Here is a 16682-nt window from a genome sequence, read left to right as displayed (position 1 = left end):
CTCTTGTTTAGAGTGGTGCAAATATACGACTTATTCCTTAATCTCCAAATTTTTTTCTAAAAAATCTCCCACTACAAAGTTGCTTCCGCCGATAAAAATCATTTCTTCATTTGTACATCGTTCTTTTGCAGCAAGATACGCTTCCTGTACGGAATCAAAAATTTTATAAAAAATTTTCGCCTCCCGAAGCAGATTTTCGTAATCTTCCGGGTGTCTTCCCCTGTTGACCGATGGTTTTGCAAAATAAAACTCAGAATTTTCAGGAAGTAAATTCATCACCTCATCTATTTTTTTATCATTCACAAATCCCAAAATAACATGCTTATGACGGTCAATTGAATTCAATTGTGAAAAAACATATTCTAATCCTGCCTGATTGTGTCCCGTATCACAAATGGTAAGCGGATTTTGTGAAAATTCAAACCAGCGGCCGATAAAACCCGTATTCTGATGAACATTAAGAAGTCCGTTTTCAACGGCTTCATCGGAAATAGATATGTTCAGTTTTCTTAATTCTTCCACGGCAGCCAATACCACCCTGATATTTTTTTTCTGATAATTTCCTTTTAAATCAGATGTAAGGGTTGTATGGAAAAGAGTAGCGTCTGTAAATGGAGCATTTTCTTTAATAGCTTTTTCTCTGATGATATGTTTAACAGAATCATTTTCGTCGCCGGAAATTATAGGAATCTGGTTTTTGATAATTCCTGCTTTTTCAGCCGCAATCTCTTCAACAGTATCTCCCAAAATATTCTGATGATCCAACTGTACATTCGTAATCGCAGAAATCAAGGGGGTGATAATGTTTGTTGAATCCAGTCTTCCTCCCAATCCTACTTCAATAATTGCAAAATCTACCTGCTGCTGATAAAAATATTCAAAAGCCATAATGGTGGTAAACTCAAAGAAAGAAGGACGGATATCTTCCGGAATGGTTTTCAGTTTTTGAATGAAATCAAAGACAAATTCTTTATCACAGTTTTTACCGTTTACCTTAATACGTTCTGTAAAGTCTATCAGATGCGGAGAATTGTATAATCCGGTTTTGTAGCCAGCTTCCTGCAGTACCGATGCCAGCATATTGCTTGAAGAACCCTTTCCGTTGGTGCCTCCAATATGAATACATTTGATCTTATCCTGAGGGTTTCCAAAGAAAGCACAAAGCTTTGTAATATTGTCTAAACCTGGTTTATAGGCCTTCTGACCGTCTATCTGGTAGTTAGGCATCTGTACGAAAAGCCAGTCAATAGCTTCCTGATATTGTTCGTTTGTCATGATGCAAAATTCCCAAAAGTTTTTTTAAAATAAAATATAATTTTTCAATCTGTAACTTTTTTATATTTAATTCGTCTAATATTGAAAAATCTTAATATGAAATCGCCGCGATTGCCAAGTTACAGTACTGATGAAGGTAAAGCGATTTCATATGGCCATTAAAAACAAATAAACATATACAATATGAAAAAAGTTTGGATCATCGTTTTTGGATTGGGTTATCTGGGTTTAAGCGCCCAGAAAAAATGGTCCTTAAAAGAATGTGTAAGCTATGCAGTGGAGCATAATCTTCAGGTTATCCAAAATCAGTATAACAAACAAAACCAGGAATACAATCTTAAAGCCGCCAAAAAAGAATATTTGCCATCTGTTTCGGCAAGTGTTACAAATGGGGTAAGTTTCGGGCAAGGATCATTAGGGGCAGGAAGTTATAGAAACGACAGATTCAATAACAGTGTCGGGCTGGGTGCAGATATTTTGCTTTATAATAATGGCAGACTGGAGAAGAATGTAAGAAAGGCCCAGTTTGATGTAGAGGCCAGCCAATATGACATTGAAACCATTAAAAATGATATTTCTCTTCAGATTGCTCAACAATATCTGACCGCCTTGTTGAATAAAGAGATTGTTAAAATCTCTCAAAGTGCTGTTGGCAACGCGCAGAAGCAGTACGACAGGGCTAAAATTACCACTCAGGTGGGAACAACTGCCCAGACAGTTCTGGCAGAGGCTGAAGCTGCGCTGGCGAGGGAGAAACAAAACCTTAAAACAGCAGAAGTAAATGTTGGACGTGCCTTGTTTGCTATTGCTCAGCTTTTACAACTGTCAGATTATAAAGATTTTGATGTGGAAGATGTCAATGTTCCTGAAAAACTAGACCTCCAACTTGCAAATGCAGATGAAGTGCTTGTAACGGCATATGAGATACAGCCCCAGATCAAAGCAGCGGAAAGCCGAATAAGGTCTGCAGAAGCACAAACTGAGGTAAGCAGAACAGCATTCTGGCCTACATTAACAGCCAGTGCCGGTCTTAATACTTTCTATAATAAGCAATTTAATGTTCTTCCAGGCGTTGTACAGGGAACGTTTTTTGAGCAGTATAAAGATCAGTTTGGACAAAATGTAGGATTATCACTTAATATTCCTATCTTCAACAAAGGGAAAACAAAATTACAGGTAGAACAATCCAAACTTAATGAAAGTCTGGCTAAAAATGCCTTGGAACAGCAGAAGCAGTCCGTAAGACAAAATGTACAGAAGGCCCAGTTTGATGCAGATGCGAACTATGAAAATTACCTGGCCGCAGTAGAAGCAGAAAAAAGTTCCAAACTGGCTCTTGATTTTGCTGATAAAAGCTATGCTGCAGGAAGAACCACCATCTATGACGTAAATGTGGCAAGAAATAATTATGCAAATGCACAGGGATCAGTAGCGCAGGCAAAATATAATTATCTTTTTAGTCTTAAACTATTGAATTTCTATGCAGGAATTCCATTAAGTTTGTAAAATGTCTATCCAATCATTAGAAAAATATTTACCTCAAAATACTCTTAAATATTTAAGAATCTGGTTTTCAGATCACTATATACATATTAAAGTTACCAGAAACAGGAATTCAAAGCTGGGAGATTATAGAAAACTTCCGGACAATTCTCATGAAATAACGGTAAACTCTACACTTACCCCGCAGCTTTTTTTCTTTGTGCTGACCCATGAGCTGGCGCATCTCATCGCTTTTGAAAAATACGGAAGAAGAATCTCTCCGCATGGCAATGAATGGAAAGAAACCTTCAGAAATATGCTTCTTGAAAGCCTTGAAATTTATGATGATGAACTCAAACCCATCATTATAAAATTTTCGAAATCCCCTAAAGCTAATTTTATGGCCAGCCCTGATCTGGTAAGGTATTTTCATACTGAAAAACAAGATGATACCCTTCATTTTATTGAAGAACTTAAGAAAGGCGAGTTTTTTATCTACCGCAACGAAAAGTATTTATTAGAAGGTCTGGTTAAAAAAAACTATCTTTGTAAGAACCTGGCTACCGGAAGGAAGTATTCTTTCAAGCCATTGGCTAGGGTAGAAAAATGTAGCTAAGAATGTTAAAATCAGATAGATACTGCGTTATAATGGCGGGAGGAATCGGGAGCCGGTTCTGGCCGATGAGCACACAGAAATTTCCCAAACAGTTTCAGGATATTTTAGGAACTGGACGTACCATGATTCAGCAGACCTACGACAGAATCAGTAAAGTGATTCCTAAGGAGCAGATATTCGTGATTACGAATAAAGAATATGTGGCTCTTTCTCATCAGCAGCTGCCAGAGATTCCAGAAGAGAATATCGTAGGTGAGCCACTTATGAAAAATACAGCCGCTTGTAACCTGTATATGGCCAACAAGATTGCGGAAATTAATCCGGACGCTACTATGATTGTGCTTCCGGCAGACCACCTGATCCTGAAAGAAAACGTATTTTTGGAAAAAGTGGAGCTTGCATTTGACTTGGCTTCAAAACATGATTATCTGGTGACATTAGGAATTACTCCCACAAGGCCGGATACCGGATACGGATACATTCAATTTGTAGAAAAGAAAGGCTCTGAGTATTTTAAAGTAAAAACATTCACAGAAAAGCCTATCCTTGAGATTGCCCAAAATTTCTTAGAAAGTGGTGACTTCTTATGGAATGCAGGAATATTCATATGGAATGTTAAAAGTATTCATCATGCTTTTGACCTTTATCTTCCGGAGATGATGCAGCATTTTATGGCTTGTGAATACAATTCGGATAAAGAAAACAGCTGCATTGAGACCATTTATCCAAAGGTTCAGAAAATTTCCATTGATAATGGAATTTTAGAGAAAGCAAAGAATGTATATGTTATCCCATCAGACCTGGGATGGAGTGACCTTGGAACCTGGACTTCTGTTTATGAAAACACGGAAAAAGATGACAATGGAAATGCCGTAAAGCTAAAGCATCTGCTTTCCTACAATTCAAAAGGAAATATTATCCGTCTCAGAAATAACAATAAGGCTGTAATCATTGACGGCCTTGAAAACTATATTGTTGTAGATACAGATAAAGCGCTGCTGATCTGCCCCCGTGATAATGACCAGCTCATTAAAGACTATGTTCTTGACTTAAAAAACTTTAAGAAAGGGGAGAAGTTTATGTAATATTTGGTATATTTTCTGCTGATTTTTAAAATTATGATTAAAACTGCAACCCGATTTACAATTCTTACATTTTTACTGTTGGGAATCTTAGGATATTCTCAGGAGAAGAAAAAATTTTCAAGCATACCCAATATTTTACAGCAGATCAACCCAAGCAACAGGGTGGATTCATGGGTTTTGGTCTACAACAGCTACGGAAAGGGAGAAGAAATAAAAATTTCGGGAAAGGTAAATTATACACCGCAGTTTTCTGGATTTAATCTTTTTCCTAATGAAGACAGCTTTTACTATATTGCTTATTCGAAAGGTGGTAAGGTAAATTATATTACTGATTTAGAAGGTCTTAAGACATTTTTAGATCGAATTGACAGTGCTCAGGAAGCCGCTGTAATGCTTGCTGCTGAAGGATATATGGTGGATGAGGAGTTCAAGGATCTCGCAGGAAACTATCATGAGGATAATTCAAATTATTATCTGGATCTCGGAAAACTGACCTCAAAGGAATGCCCTTATCAAAAAACGCATTATACAGTGACTGTAAATAAATCTACTGGAACGGTAAACAATGTAAAGGATAATGGAACCTATATTGAGCTTTACAATAAGAAATGTGCTAATAACCCGAGATTGTTGAAAATCGAAAAAAAAGAAGAACCAAAGAAAGATGAGCCCAGAAAAACACCCAAGCGCAAATAAAACCTATGAGACTGATCGGCTGATACTTAGGCCCATGTCCCGTGAAGAAAAAGATTTTGTCTTTGATCTCTATAACAGACCCAAATTTATTCAACATATCGGCAACCGTAATGTGAACAGCCTTGAAGATGCTGAAAACTATATCCTGAACAGATTTGTTCCGCAGATCGAAAGACTGGGATTTGGAAACTATCTTTTAGTAACCAAAGACGGAAATGAAAAAGTAGGAGCCGTAGGAATCTTCGAAAGAGAAGGACTTGATATTGTTGATATAGGATATTCCCTATTGGAAGAGTTTGAAGGAAAAGGCTATGCTTTTGAGGCCGCTCAGAAGGTTAAATCTATTGGAATGGATGATTTTGGATTAACAAAAATATCTGCTATCATTTCAAAAGATAATGTTTCTTCCCAAAAACTGATCGAAAAACTAGGATTGAGGTTTAAAAAACATGTAACACTTCCTGGTGAAACCGAGGAACTCAATTATTACGAAACCGAGTAAATAACAATATAAAACGCTTTCACAAATAATGCATAGATTTTAATCGTGTTATTTGTGAAAGCATTTATGATATTTGTTTTTTCGAAAGAAAAATTATTCCTCCAGAATCTGCTCCGCAGCAGTTTTTGATGTTACTTTTTCAATGACTCTTGTACAAACCCCGCTTTCATCAAAAATAAAAGTGGTTCTTACAATTCCCATGTAAGTTTTTCCAAACGTTTTTTTCTCCTGCCATACTCCGAATTTCTCAATAATACTATGGTTTTCGTCCGCAATCAGATCATAAGGAAACGCAAATTTGTTATGGAAATTCTTCTGCTTTTTTACAGAATCACCACTTACTCCCAATAATTGAAACCCTGCTTTTTCAAGCTTGGAATAATTATCGCTCAGGTTACATGCTTCCACTGTGCATGTCGGTGTATTCGCTTGTGGATAAAAGAAAACAACCAGTTTTTTCCCAATCAATTTTGATGAGGTTACTGTTTCGCCATCTTGGTTGTGTCCTTCAAATTCAGGTAATTTATCTCCAACTTTCAGCATAATGATTTAATTTTGTTCAAATTTAAGGCTTACATGACAAAAAAACAAAGAGCTGAGCTCGTTCAGATAGAACTGGATAAATTATATCCTACTACACCCATTCCGTTAGATCATACAGATCCCTATACACTAATGGTTGCCGTAGCACTTTCTGCGCAGACCACAGATAAAAAAGTAAACCAGGTTACACCTGATCTTTTTGCCGTTGCGGGAACACCACAAAGAATGGCTAAGCTGGAAGAATTTGAAATCAAAGAACTGATCAAAGAAATAGGATTGTCTAATACAAAGGCGAAAAACCTGAAAAGAATGGCCGAACTTCTGCTGGAAAGACACAACGGTATTGTTCCCCAGACTTATGAAGAATTGGAGGCTCTTCCGGGTGTAGGGCACAAAACCGCTTCAGTAGTAATGAGCCAGGGATTTGGGTTTCCCGCTTTTCCGGTAGATACGCACATTCACCGTCTGATGACACAGTGGAAACTGACTTCCGGAAAAAATGTAGTGGAAACTGAGCGTGATGCCAAGAAACTATTCCCTGAAGAAGTGTGGAATAAACTTCATCTTCAGATTATTTTCTATGGAAGAGAATACTCTCCGGCAAGAGGAAAAGGAGAGAAAGATTTTATTACGAAAATGATGTTTGAGAAGTAACGGATTTTAATTTAGCGCCAAGTTCGCTAAGATTTTATAAAAGTAATGTTGAAATAGCTCGCAAAGGCTATTCTTTTAGCAAAGGCTATATTTTCTCTGCTATGGCAAACTAATAAAAAACGCAACAATTACTCTGTGATTGTTGCGTTTATTTTATCTCCATGTCAAGTAAAAAGAATTTAGTTATCCAATAACCTTCTATGATAATTGATTTGCCCTAAATGGTAATCCAGATGAGCAACCAGATGGATCAGGAAATAATCTGTGGTCATTTTGCTTTCAAAAACAATCAAAGGATATTCTCTTTTAATATCTTCATCAGACAATTGTGGCAGAACGGAGTCTGTCATGGCTATAGTAGCTTCAATTTTTTCAATAAGCTCCGTTCTTGGAATATCTTTTAGGGAAAACTCCAGTTCACGGTGTCTTACGTAGTCCGTGTTTCCAAGTTGTGCTCCTATAAAGTGATTGATGTTCCCAACTAAATGAAGACAAAGGTTGCCGGCAGAATTGGCTATACTTTTATCAATTATCCAAAGGTTTTTTTCATTCTGATAGGCTTCTATCTCTGTTTTTAATTTATTTAAATCCCTGTTGAAAAGAGATCTTATACTTTCTGTGATCATATCAATTTTGTTGTATTGTCGTTTTAAAATATCCTCTGAAGTGTTTGTAAACTAAACTGTCAACACGGCATTTGTAATCTATGAAGCCATAAATGCTGTCGTTTTTATTAAATTTATTGGTGTTTAGTACCAATTTCTGCTCTAAAACTTTTGATTTTATGAATTTTTTCTCAGTTTTTAAAGTTTTAGGATCAATATCTTTTATATAAAATTGATTGTTGAATACTTTTACCAAAACTCCATTCCCAAAATATCCATTGTTATTATTCAGTAAAATATTTAAAGTATCATTTTGATATTGAGCTTTGCACTTATAATCATCAAAAAAGAATGAGCCTTTAAGCAGGCCGTCATAATAAAATGCTTGCTGAACAATATAAGCAGTTCTTGTTTTACTTTCAACAATTTCACTGTTATACAGCTTTAGCTCCGGATATTTTGAGAGAATCTGAATCGTATCATAATTAGGTAAATTTTTATCCACCGTGAATTTTCAAAATTTCGATTCTTTTGACAGCTTAAAACTGTCAATAAAGTACCTGTCAAAAACAAAAATAGTTTCATATGAAACTATTTTTGTTTTTGAGCCCAAAGCTCCATTTTTCTGTTCAGAACATCTAGAGGAAGACATCCCTGGCTCAATACTTCATCATGGAAGCTTGCCAGATTGAATTTGTTCCCAAGTTCTTTCTGATACTTCTCTCTCAGCTCACGGATTCTTAAAGATCCTATTTTGTAGCCTAAAGCCTGTCCCGGCATTGCCATATATCTTTCTACTTCTGCTGTGGCAGATCCTTCGTCGTAAGAAATATTGCTTAGGAAATATTTAATAGCATCTCCACGTGACATTTTTCCAGTATGAAGTCCTGTGTCTACTACCAGTCTTACCGCTCTCAGCATCTGATCGCTCAAATAACCCATTTTCTGATAAGGGTCTGTATATAACCCGAACTCAGGACCTAATGTCTCACAATAATGCGCCCATCCTTCACCATATGCTCCAAACCATCCGAATCTCATGAACTTAGGAAGCTTCATATTCTCCTGCTGCAGAGAAACCTGGTAATGATGTCCGGGAATCGCTTCATGCAGGAAAAGAGACTCCATTCCGGAAGTAACATTGAATTGGGTAGGAGCAGGAAGCGGAACATAAAATATACCCGCTCTTTTGCCATCGGGAGTTCCCGGAATATATTCTGCACTCGCACTTGCTTCTCTGAATTTCTCTGTCTGTCTGATCTCAAATTTTGTTTTCGGAGTTACGTTAAACATGGTTTTCAGCTTAGGCGTAATTTTCGTTAAAATACCATTGAATGCACCTAAAACCTCTTTAGAAGTCTTATAAGGCATGGCTTTCGGGTCTGTTTTTACGAAAGTGATAAACTCTTCCAGCGTTCCGGAGAATCCTACCTGCTGCTTTACTTTTTCCATTTCTGCTCGCAGCATAGCTACCTGCTGTAGTCCGGTTTTATTAATTTCTTCGGGTGATTTCTTAGTGGTAGTCCAGCTTTTTACATAATAGCCGTAGATCTCATTTCCGTTAGGAAGGCTATTGTATCCGTCTGTATCTCTAGCCTTAGGAAGATAATCTTTTTCGAGAAAAGCTCCCATTTTTGTATAGGCAGGAATAATCTTTTTTGTGATAGCATCTTTGTAAAGGGATGAAAATTTATCTTTTTGCTCCTTAGTAAAGCTTTTTGGGAAATTTCTGACAGGGCCGTAGAAAATATTCTTCTCCATATCAGAAGTTGTAATTTCTTCCGCTTTCATTTGAGGAATCATTTTAATGACCAGTTTCTTAGGAAGAACCATTTTATTGTTGATCCCTTCACGGAAGTTATCTGCTGCTGCATCCATCCATTCAGGAAATTTTTCCATTCTTTTCAGCCAGTCACTGTAGTCTTTTTCAGTTTTGAAAGGCTGGCTGCCCTGTCCGCTTCCATATAGCGGGAAAGTGAGCGGAAGACCTCCGAACTGCGTAAAGGGAATATATTCGGGATGATAAGCATAGGCTTCAATTTTATCTTTTAAAGTATAATCCAGTACATCATAAACCACTTTATCTTCATCAGAAAGAGCTTTGTAATCTACATGATCCAGCTGCTTTTGTACAGAATTGTAGAAAGCAATTTCCCCGGAGATAAAATCTTTATCAATATTGATCGGCAGCTGGTCGTTGTATCTCGTATCTCCCTGAGAGGTAGCATCTAAAGGGTAGAGTTTAAGATATTGCTCATAGTAGTTGGAAGCAATAGAATCCAGATTGCTCGGGGTTACTTTCGTAAGAGGCGAATCCGACTTTTTGCACGAAGCAAGCCCCATCATCAGTCCCAATCCCAAAATACTCTTTGATAAAATGTTTTTCATTTTCAGAATCTTTATGAAAACAAAAGTAAGTATTATTGGGATATTCAGTATTATTGTAGAAGCCGATTTTAAAAAATTATTTTCAAAATCCTTTCAACTTTGAATCAATTTTTTATCTTTGTCTAAAACGTTTAACAATCATATTATTACAGTTCTTTTTTAAGAAAAAATGAAAGGGATTTTAAAAATTTACCATCCGGATGAAACGCTAAAATACAATATCAGAAATACTTATTGTAAGGCAGTTTACAGCAACCAGCAACATTTTTTAGAGGTTGAAGTGATTACGGATGACAGTTTGGATCACGTAGATGATGATTCATTACAGTACAACTTTCCGCAGCTTTCACTTGAAGTGTTCGATTTTCCTATCGAATCCGCGGAAATTGAAGGAAAAACTATCAAAATCAATGATTCTGACGAAGATACCTATACAGAAGTAGATCTTTTCGATGATGAAGATGCCTATATCTATGATAATGAGCTTCTTTTCGAAAAAAATGAAGAAGGAGAGCTTCAGGTAATCTGGAAAGGCACCATTGATGATTTCTATACCGGATCAGAGACCCCGATCCCTTTTAGATTAAAATGCGAATTCAAGCAGGATGATATTGAGGTAGACGAAGACTAAAAGATCTTCTGCCCTTTTTATACCAAATTTCTTTTCAGAATTATTTTTTGGAAAGAAATTTGCTATTGATACCATTGTAACAAATTTTAAGTTGTTTTTAAGCAATTTTTAAGAGTTCAATTCATAATATTCTCCTACATTTGTCGTTGAAAATTTAATAAAATTCACATTTAATGCTGTTAACGGAACTTTCTCAGATTTTATTTGCACAAATCGCTACACCCGCAGTTGCTACAGACAATTTAGAGTTTTCATTCTGGAAGATTATGTTCCACGGAGGAGCTTTTGCCAAAATAGTGATGGTCACCGTATTACTGTTGGGAATATTTTCTCTTTATCTGTTTTTTGAAAGGTTTTTCTTTATCAAAAGACTGTCCTCAAAAACAGATTCCAACTTTATGAACAATATTGAAGACTTTATTAAAGCTGGCAAAATAGAAGCGGCTGCAGATTACTGCAAAACACAAAACTCTCCGGAAGGAAGAATTTTGGAAAAAGGAATTTCAAGACTGGGACGTCCCGTTTCAGATATTGTAAGTGCCATGGAAGCGCAGGCTCAGGTAGAAGTAGCCAATATGGAGAAAAACCTGAATCTTCTTGCTGTAGTACCAAGTATTGCACCCATGCTGGGACTTTTAGGAACGGTGATCGGGATGATTATCGCTTTCTTTAACTTATCTCATGCAACAGGATCTTTCTCTCCGAAGACCCTTTCGGAAGGTATTTATACGGCTTTGGGGCAGACTGCTGTAGGTTTGGCAGTAGCTATTCCGGCGAACTTTTGCTATAACATCCTTTTAACAAGGATTGATAAATTCGTACTGAAAGCGCAGAATATGTCAGGCGAGTTTTTGGACCTTATCAACAAACCTTTATAAATCTTTCTTACGATGAAAATTCAAAGAAGAAATAAAGCAAATCCGGAATTCAGTTTAGCAGCGATGACAGACGTTATCCTGTTGATGCTGATTTTCTTTATGATCACTTCTTCGGCCGCCAATCAGAGCGCTATTGATGTGAATCTGCCGAAAGCCGGAGCGGTTGAAGACAATATACCCAATCCCTTGACGGTAAGCATTAAACCGGACGGATCATTTTTTGTAGATGATAATCCTGCCAATAAAGGAGAACTGGAGCAGATTATTGTAGATAAGTTGGCGGGGCAGACTAATAAATCATTTACGATAAGAGCAGACGAAAATACATTGCATAAAGATGTTGTTTTTGTAATGGAAATTGCTGAAAAACATAAATTTAATATTGCGATTGCAACGGTTAAAGATAAATAACAGATCCGGATCTCCGGAAAGAATTACTTTTTAAAGATGAGAAGCTATACAGCAAACAGAAACGAAGAAAACAAAGACAGAGTAAAGAGCGCCCTGCTTTCTATTCTGATTTGGGCTGCTATTCTGCTTTTTGTTTTTTTATATAAGCTCAAACCTGACCTGGATAAAGAACCTGAAGTGGTTACCACAATGCTGGTCAATTTCGGTGACAACAGAAACGGAAAAGGAATTGAAGAACCTGCCGAGCAGCCTGGAAGCCTTGCTGCAGCAACCGAAGAGGTTACTCCCGAGCCCGCAGAAACACCAGTGCCGGAAACAAAAACGGTTGTGAAACCCGAGCCTGCTCCTGAACCAAAGAAAGCAGAAGTTAAAGAAAAGGTAATCACAGGAAATAATTCAAAAGCAACGGCTCCTAAAAAAGAAGAGTCTAAAAAAGCTGAGAAAAAAGAAGCCACCAGTACAAGTGCTTCAAAAAATACTAAAAAATCCGGAGCAGCAACGGCTAATTCGAAAACAGGAACCGGAGACGGAAAAGGAAATGCTGCTATTGGAAATCTCATCAAAGGAAGAGGAACAAAAGCCGGAAGCCAGGGAACCGGCGATGGCATTGGAAACGCAGGAGATCCTTTAGGTGGTGACGGAAACGGAGACAGTAAAGTAGGAATAGACAGAAAACTGATTGGCTATATCCCCGGAACTATGGGAAGAGGAGGAGCGCAGCCTTCTCACAGCTGTACGGCCAGCGGATCAATTACCATTGCTTATACCGTAGATAAAGCAGGAAATGTAGTGTCAGCAAGAAGAGCAGGCGGTATTTCGGATCCTTGCGTGTCATCTACATCAGTAGCATGGGTAAAGAAATATGTAAAGGCAGAAAAAGCCGGCACATCTTCCACCGGAACCTATAAAATTACCTTCTAAAAATACAAAAGCACTTTATTCAAGTGCTTTTTTTAATTCATTTATTCTGTTAATAACCGGCAGGGCAAAAATTCCGCTGGTCTTTAGGTACAGCTCATAAAATGTCTTTGCTTTATCCTGGAAATCTTTATTCTGATCATGCCTGCTGTTAAAATAGAAAAGATTTCCCAGCATTTCGTAATAATCTTTATGATCTCTTTCCTGTCTTTCGTTAACGATGGCAATTATTTCTTCCTTGGTTTTAGAAGAAACCTCTGTGAAGCTCATCTTGAAGATATCTCTCATCAGCGTATCAAAGTCCAGTTCTTTCTGCATTAAACTTTCTTCAGGTTTATCAAGAATTAGTTTTTCCAATGCCTGAGTTAATTGACGAATGAGTCTTAGGGTAAATTCTTTATCTGTAATCATAATGAGGTAATTTTGTTGCTAGGTGCTAGGTGCTAGTTTGTTATGTGCGCCAGTTTAATTGAACGTATTTTATAAAGTTGTTGATTTTTCCTCCTAAGAGTTTATATTGTTCTGATTTTTCTTTGAAGTTTAAGTTTAATTCAGGATAAAGCCTGTTAATTTTTGACAAATGGCATACCGTTTCATCACAACTTGCCTGAGAATAGGTAAGAAATCTTATAAAGTCACCTTTGTAATTGTTTCTTCCATAACCTTCTGCAATGTTTGTGACAACAGAATCAGCAGATCGTCTTAATTGGCTGCCCAACTCATATAATTCGTAATTTGGCAGTTGGAGTGAGAGTTTATGTGTCTCAATAAACAACTCAAAAGCAATGTTATAAATATCAAGTTTCTCGTAACTCATTAATACATTTTTAACGGTAAAAAACTAGCAACTACCCAACCTGCAACTTTTTTATTAAGCGAAAAATAAATAAGCCAGCGCAATGGCAGTAATAACACCTACCAAATCGGCCAGAAGCATGGCAATTACCGTGTATCTTGTATTCTTAACGGCAACGGCACCAAAATAAACTGCGATCACGTAAAACGTCGTATCTGAGCTTCCCTGAAGTACTGCGGCTAATTTCCCCTGAAAACTGTCTGCTCCGAATGTTGACATTGTATCCACCATCATTCCTCTTGCTCCCGAACCGGATAGAGGTTTAATCAATGCTGTCGGAAGCCCGTCCACGAATCTTGGATCCATACTGGCAGCATTGGCTACCCATTTCATTCCGTCAATAATCACATCAAAAACACCGGAAGTTCTTAATAATGAAATGGCAATCAGCATTCCAACCAGGTAAGGAATGATTTTGACGCAGGTTGTAAATCCTTCTTTTGCACCTTCAATAAAGGAATCAAAAACGTTGATTTTCTTATAAACGGCTCCCAGGACAATGGCAAGGAAGATAAAGAGAATTAAACCGTTGCTTAGTACTTTACTGAAATCATCCAGCTCATCTTTGCTTAATTGTACAAGATAGACTACTAAAAGTGCTATAACCGCTGAAATTCCTCCTACGTAAGCAATCACCACCGGACGGAGAAGATTGATTTTCTGATATAAAGAAACAATAATCATCGCAGCCAGTGTAGCGGCAAAAGTAGCAATCATACAAGGAAGGAAAATGTCTGTAGGGGTTTTGGATCCCATAGATGCTCTGATAGCGATAATGGATACGGGAATCAGGGTCATGCCTCCCGCATGAAGACACAAAAACATAATCTGCGAATTGCTGGCTGTATCTTTATTAGGATTTAAGGTCTGGAGGCTTTCCATAGCTTTTAATCCAAAAGGAGTAGCCGCATTATCTAATCCAAGCAGATTGGCACTGAAGTTCATCAGCATGTGCCCGAAAGCGGGATGATTCTTGGGGATATCCGGAAATAATTTGGAGAAAAACGGCTGGATCAGACGGCTTAAAAGGTTGATCCCTCCAGCTTTTTCAGCAATGCTCATAAAGCCCATAAACAGGGTCATGATTCCGATAAGCCCCAGACAGATTTTCACCGCGGTCTCAGATGTTCCGATAACTCCATCAGCTTCCTGAACGCGATAAACATTTACATTCTGTTTTAAAGAGTCCGTTTTATAGTGAATTCTGCTGTCTGCAAAATCATTCTTTTTCATCAGGCTGTCTCTCACAACAGGGGAGAGGCTGTTCATTGGCTGAGAGGCAATCTTCACCGTATCACCGCCTTTTCCCACCACCATATCATTGAAAATGGTTTTATAGTTGCTGGACGAAATATATTTTATACTGGCAATGGCAATGGCAATGATAATAAAAGCCGACCAAATTCTGCTGAGAACCATCTGATTGATTTAATTGTTTAAACTTATCAAAAATACTTTAAACCACAAAAATAACTAAAGTCTTTTGTTATTCCGCAGTGAAAGAAAACGATTGATGGATTGCTTGCTTTAGATGTATTTTGGAGCAATTTTTGAAAAAGATCCTAATAATTATGATTTTTTTGTTCGCGAAGGCATTAGCACTAAGCAACGGGGAATGTCAATTAGTGAAACATCGCTGAATGAAATGTCCTTGCGATCAAAAAATATACGTTAAGTCTTCAGATTTTCCTTGCGATTATTCACGGTTAAAATTAAAATGATTTATTCTTCCAGATAAACAAGATGCCCTTCAAAATTGTCATCCAGATTTTTCAGAACTTTGGCTTCGTCCATTTTTTTGATTAATGCATCTACAAAAAAGCTTTTTTCGAAAAACTGACGGTGGATTCCCGGTAAAAGTTCCATAAAATAATCCATCCCGATTTTGTTGTTATGAAGATCCATTTTGGTTTCCAAAGGTTCATTTGGGAAAAGCTCTTCATGCATGTCTGTGATTCTTTTGCAGAAATCAAGAGCCTTTTTAGGGGAAGAAATTTTGCAGCAGTACATCATAATAAAGCAGCACCACAACGCATGTCTGAATGCATTTCCAATTCCGTTAGTAGAGGCTGTTTTAGGGAATCTTTTTTGTGCTATGGTAAAAGCTTTCACCGTAGCATAGAAACTTAACAGGGAGAAAAGAGGATGGGGAAGAACAAGTGATAAAAGACGCATTATCTTTTTAAAACTCATACTTCTGATGGTATTGAAAAATATCTTAAAAGTCCTCATAAATAAAAATCTCTCCCTAATTAGAGAGAGATTGTATTGTTTTTGTTACAGATACTATGCTTTTACAGCTAATAAATTTACTGTTTTTGCTACAGTATCCTGAATTTCAGTTCTTTTTACGATGAAATCTACAAATCCTTTTTCCTGCAGGAATTCTGATGTCTGGAATCCTTCCGGTAGATCTCTACCAATGGTTTCACGGATTACTCTTGGACCGGCGAAACCGATCAGTGCTCCCGGCTCTGCCATAATGATATCAGCAGTCATGGCAAAAGAAGCTGTAATTCCTCCGAATGTAGGGTCACAAAGATAAGCAATGTATAAAAGTCCTGCTTCAGAAAGCTGAGCTAATTTAGCCTGAACCTTTGCCAGCTGCATCAAAGAGTACGTGGCTTCCTGCATTCTAGCTCCTCCGGACTGACAGATGATCATGTACGGAAGTTTGTGCGCGATACAGTAATCTACCGCTCTTCTGATTTTTTCGCCCATTACAGAACCCAAAGATCCACCAATGAAAGCAAAATCCATACAGGAAACTACCATTTCAGTTCCTTTTACAGTTCCCACCGCATTTCTGATGGAATCTGTAAGTTTTGTTTTAGCTTTTACTTCTTTCAGACGGTCTTTGTAAGGCTTTGTATCTTTGAAGTTTAAGATATCAATACTTTCAACATTGGCATCCAGTTCGGTAAATTTACCACCATCAAAAAGGATGTCAAAAAATTCTGCACTTCCTATTCTCACATGAAATCCGTCTTCAGGAGAAACATAGTTATTTCTCTTTAGTTCATCATGTTCCACTACTTTTCCGGATGGAGTCTGATGCCAAAGGCCTTTGGGAACGTCCTTTTTTTCATCAGTAGAAGTGGTAATGTTTTTTGCTTTTCTTTTAAACCAGTCGAATGCCATT

General features: G+C 37.4%; 20 protein-coding genes. 10 read left to right on the top strand and 10 right to left on the bottom strand.

The window, feature by feature from the left end; translation table 11 throughout:
* Positions 1-30: 30 nt before the first annotated feature.
* The gene (locus BLW74_RS14215) at positions 31-1275 is read right to left on the bottom strand and encodes a bifunctional folylpolyglutamate synthase/dihydrofolate synthase (RefSeq protein ID WP_089693242.1); all 1245 of its coding nucleotides are present in this window, start codon (positions 1273-1275) and stop codon (positions 31-33) included.
* 183 nt (positions 1276-1458) lie between these two features.
* Between BLW74_RS14215 and BLW74_RS14210 the strand changes: the two genes are divergently transcribed.
* Genes BLW74_RS14210 through BLW74_RS14190 form a run of 5 tightly spaced genes read left to right on the top strand, consistent with a single transcriptional unit; the run spans position 1459 to position 5656 of the window.
* Positions 1459-2781 (top strand): TolC family protein, encoded by a 1323-nt coding sequence (locus BLW74_RS14210; protein ID WP_089693240.1) that lies wholly within the window; start codon positions 1459-1461, stop codon positions 2779-2781.
* A gap of 1 nt (position 2782) precedes the next feature.
* On the top strand, positions 2783-3373 hold the full coding sequence (locus tag BLW74_RS14205) for a SprT-like domain-containing protein (RefSeq protein WP_089693237.1): 591 nt from the start codon (positions 2783-2785) through the stop codon (positions 3371-3373).
* Positions 3374-3375: 2 nt separating this feature from the next.
* The gene (locus BLW74_RS14200; protein WP_228424920.1) at positions 3376-4458 is read left to right on the top strand and encodes a mannose-1-phosphate guanylyltransferase; all 1083 of its coding nucleotides are present in this window, start codon (positions 3376-3378) and stop codon (positions 4456-4458) included.
* A gap of 33 nt (positions 4459-4491) precedes the next feature.
* The gene (locus BLW74_RS14195; RefSeq protein WP_089693235.1) at positions 4492-5154 is read left to right on the top strand and encodes a hypothetical protein; all 663 of its coding nucleotides are present in this window, start codon (positions 4492-4494) and stop codon (positions 5152-5154) included.
* On the top strand, positions 5123-5656 hold the full coding sequence (locus BLW74_RS14190) for a GNAT family N-acetyltransferase (RefSeq protein WP_089693233.1): 534 nt from the start codon (positions 5123-5125) through the stop codon (positions 5654-5656). Before BLW74_RS14195 ends, BLW74_RS14190 begins: the two co-directional genes overlap by 32 nt.
* A gap of 93 nt (positions 5657-5749) precedes the next feature.
* Here BLW74_RS14190 and bcp read toward each other — a convergent pair whose 3' ends face one another.
* Positions 5750-6199 carry a thioredoxin-dependent thiol peroxidase gene (gene bcp / locus BLW74_RS14185; protein WP_089693231.1) on the bottom strand — a complete coding sequence of 150 codons (450 nt, stop codon included), beginning with the start codon at positions 6197-6199 and terminating at the stop codon, positions 5750-5752.
* A gap of 33 nt (positions 6200-6232) precedes the next feature.
* Here bcp and BLW74_RS14180 point away from each other — a divergent pair, with 33 nt between their 5' ends.
* Complete coding sequence (locus BLW74_RS14180; RefSeq protein WP_076595135.1) at positions 6233-6853, top strand: endonuclease III domain-containing protein; 621 nt, start codon at positions 6233-6235, stop codon at positions 6851-6853.
* Between the two features lie 179 nt (positions 6854-7032).
* Here BLW74_RS14180 and BLW74_RS14175 read toward each other — a convergent pair whose 3' ends face one another.
* The 3 genes from BLW74_RS14175 to BLW74_RS14165 all read right to left on the bottom strand — a co-directional run bounded on the left by BLW74_RS14175 (position 7033) and on the right by BLW74_RS14165 (position 9846).
* A complete protein-coding gene (locus BLW74_RS14175; protein ID WP_089693229.1) occupies positions 7033-7479 on the bottom strand; it encodes a DinB family protein in 447 nt (148 codons plus the stop codon).
* A gap of 1 nt (position 7480) precedes the next feature.
* A complete protein-coding gene (locus BLW74_RS14170; RefSeq protein ID WP_089693227.1) occupies positions 7481-7963 on the bottom strand; it encodes a hypothetical protein in 483 nt (160 codons plus the stop codon).
* A gap of 86 nt (positions 7964-8049) precedes the next feature.
* Positions 8050-9846 (bottom strand): DUF885 domain-containing protein, encoded by a 1797-nt coding sequence (locus BLW74_RS14165; RefSeq protein ID WP_089693225.1) that lies wholly within the window; start codon positions 9844-9846, stop codon positions 8050-8052.
* Positions 9847-10015: 169 nt separating this feature from the next.
* Between BLW74_RS14165 and BLW74_RS14160 the strand changes: the two genes are divergently transcribed.
* The 4 genes from BLW74_RS14160 (at position 10016) to BLW74_RS14145 (ending at position 12687) form a co-directional block, all read left to right on the top strand.
* Positions 10016-10477 carry a hypothetical protein gene (locus tag BLW74_RS14160; RefSeq protein ID WP_089693223.1) on the top strand — a complete coding sequence of 154 codons (462 nt, stop codon included), beginning with the start codon at positions 10016-10018 and terminating at the stop codon, positions 10475-10477.
* A gap of 173 nt (positions 10478-10650) precedes the next feature.
* The gene (locus BLW74_RS14155) at positions 10651-11355 is read left to right on the top strand and encodes a MotA/TolQ/ExbB proton channel family protein (RefSeq protein ID WP_089693222.1); all 705 of its coding nucleotides are present in this window, start codon (positions 10651-10653) and stop codon (positions 11353-11355) included.
* A gap of 12 nt (positions 11356-11367) precedes the next feature.
* Positions 11368-11766 (top strand): ExbD/TolR family protein, encoded by a 399-nt coding sequence (locus BLW74_RS14150; RefSeq protein ID WP_089693220.1) that lies wholly within the window; start codon positions 11368-11370, stop codon positions 11764-11766.
* Positions 11767-11802: 36 nt separating this feature from the next.
* Entirely contained in the window at positions 11803-12687 is an 885-nt protein-coding gene (locus BLW74_RS14145) for a ferric siderophore ABC transporter substrate-binding protein (RefSeq protein WP_089693217.1), read from the top strand.
* Between the two features lie 15 nt (positions 12688-12702).
* Here BLW74_RS14145 and BLW74_RS14140 read toward each other — a convergent pair whose 3' ends face one another.
* The 5 genes from BLW74_RS14140 to accD all read right to left on the bottom strand — a co-directional run bounded on the left by BLW74_RS14140 (position 12703) and on the right by accD (position 16681).
* A complete protein-coding gene (locus BLW74_RS14140; protein WP_089693216.1) occupies positions 12703-13095 on the bottom strand; it encodes a hypothetical protein in 393 nt (130 codons plus the stop codon).
* Positions 13096-13135: 40 nt separating this feature from the next.
* Entirely contained in the window at positions 13136-13501 is a 366-nt protein-coding gene (locus tag BLW74_RS14135) for a four helix bundle protein (protein WP_089693214.1), read from the bottom strand.
* A 54-nt stretch (positions 13502-13555) separates the two neighbouring features.
* Positions 13556-14959 (bottom strand): nucleoside recognition domain-containing protein, encoded by a 1404-nt coding sequence (locus BLW74_RS14130; protein ID WP_089693212.1) that lies wholly within the window; start codon positions 14957-14959, stop codon positions 13556-13558.
* A gap of 303 nt (positions 14960-15262) precedes the next feature.
* Positions 15263-15772, bottom strand: coding sequence for a DUF6973 domain-containing protein (locus BLW74_RS14125; protein ID WP_089693209.1), 510 nt, complete (start codon positions 15770-15772; stop codon positions 15263-15265).
* Between the two features lie 54 nt (positions 15773-15826).
* The gene (gene accD, locus BLW74_RS14120) at positions 15827-16681 is read right to left on the bottom strand and encodes an acetyl-CoA carboxylase, carboxyltransferase subunit beta (protein ID WP_002982142.1); all 855 of its coding nucleotides are present in this window, start codon (positions 16679-16681) and stop codon (positions 15827-15829) included.
* Position 16682: the final 1 nt, after the last annotated feature.

Source organism: Chryseobacterium culicis (assembly GCF_900108365.1).
GTDB lineage: Bacteria > Bacteroidota > Bacteroidia > Flavobacteriales > Weeksellaceae > Chryseobacterium > Chryseobacterium culicis.
This window is presented reverse-complemented; position numbering and strand designations above follow the sequence as displayed.

Excerpts from the sequence above, each read along its gene's own strand:
- BLW74_RS14205 (WP_089693237.1), top strand. The coding sequence starts at position 2,783 with ATGTCTATCCAATCATTAGAAAAATATTTACCTCAAAATACTCTTAAA.
- BLW74_RS14215 (WP_089693242.1), bottom strand. The coding sequence starts at position 1,275 with ATGACAAACGAACAATATCAGGAAGCTATTGACTGGCTTTTCGTACAG.
- BLW74_RS14180 (WP_076595135.1), top strand. The coding sequence starts at position 6,233 with ATGACAAAAAAACAAAGAGCTGAGCTCGTTCAGATAGAACTGGATAAA.
- BLW74_RS14195 (WP_089693235.1), top strand. The coding sequence starts at position 4,492 with ATGATTAAAACTGCAACCCGATTTACAATTCTTACATTTTTACTGTTG.
- BLW74_RS14200 (WP_228424920.1), top strand. The coding sequence starts at position 3,376 with ATGTTAAAATCAGATAGATACTGCGTTATAATGGCGGGAGGAATCGGG.
- BLW74_RS14165 (WP_089693225.1), bottom strand. The coding sequence starts at position 9,846 with ATGAAAAACATTTTATCAAAGAGTATTTTGGGATTGGGACTGATGATG.
- BLW74_RS14190 (WP_089693233.1), top strand. The coding sequence starts at position 5,123 with ATGAGCCCAGAAAAACACCCAAGCGCAAATAAAACCTATGAGACTGAT.
- BLW74_RS14135 (WP_089693214.1), bottom strand. The coding sequence starts at position 13,501 with ATGAGTTACGAGAAACTTGATATTTATAACATTGCTTTTGAGTTGTTT.
- BLW74_RS14155 (WP_089693222.1), top strand. The coding sequence starts at position 10,651 with ATGCTGTTAACGGAACTTTCTCAGATTTTATTTGCACAAATCGCTACA.
- BLW74_RS14175 (WP_089693229.1), bottom strand. The coding sequence starts at position 7,479 with ATGATCACAGAAAGTATAAGATCTCTTTTCAACAGGGATTTAAATAAA.
- BLW74_RS14125 (WP_089693209.1), bottom strand. The coding sequence starts at position 15,772 with ATGAGGACTTTTAAGATATTTTTCAATACCATCAGAAGTATGAGTTTT.
- BLW74_RS14150 (WP_089693220.1), top strand. The coding sequence starts at position 11,368 with ATGAAAATTCAAAGAAGAAATAAAGCAAATCCGGAATTCAGTTTAGCA.
- BLW74_RS14210 (WP_089693240.1), top strand. The coding sequence starts at position 1,459 with ATGAAAAAAGTTTGGATCATCGTTTTTGGATTGGGTTATCTGGGTTTA.
- BLW74_RS14160 (WP_089693223.1), top strand. The coding sequence starts at position 10,016 with ATGAAAGGGATTTTAAAAATTTACCATCCGGATGAAACGCTAAAATAC.
- bcp (WP_089693231.1), bottom strand. The coding sequence starts at position 6,199 with ATGCTGAAAGTTGGAGATAAATTACCTGAATTTGAAGGACACAACCAA.
- BLW74_RS14145 (WP_089693217.1), top strand. The coding sequence starts at position 11,803 with ATGAGAAGCTATACAGCAAACAGAAACGAAGAAAACAAAGACAGAGTA.
- BLW74_RS14140 (WP_089693216.1), bottom strand. The coding sequence starts at position 13,095 with ATGATTACAGATAAAGAATTTACCCTAAGACTCATTCGTCAATTAACT.
- BLW74_RS14130 (WP_089693212.1), bottom strand. The coding sequence starts at position 14,959 with ATGGTTCTCAGCAGAATTTGGTCGGCTTTTATTATCATTGCCATTGCC.
- accD (WP_002982142.1), bottom strand. The coding sequence starts at position 16,681 with ATGGCATTCGACTGGTTTAAAAGAAAAGCAAAAAACATTACCACTTCT.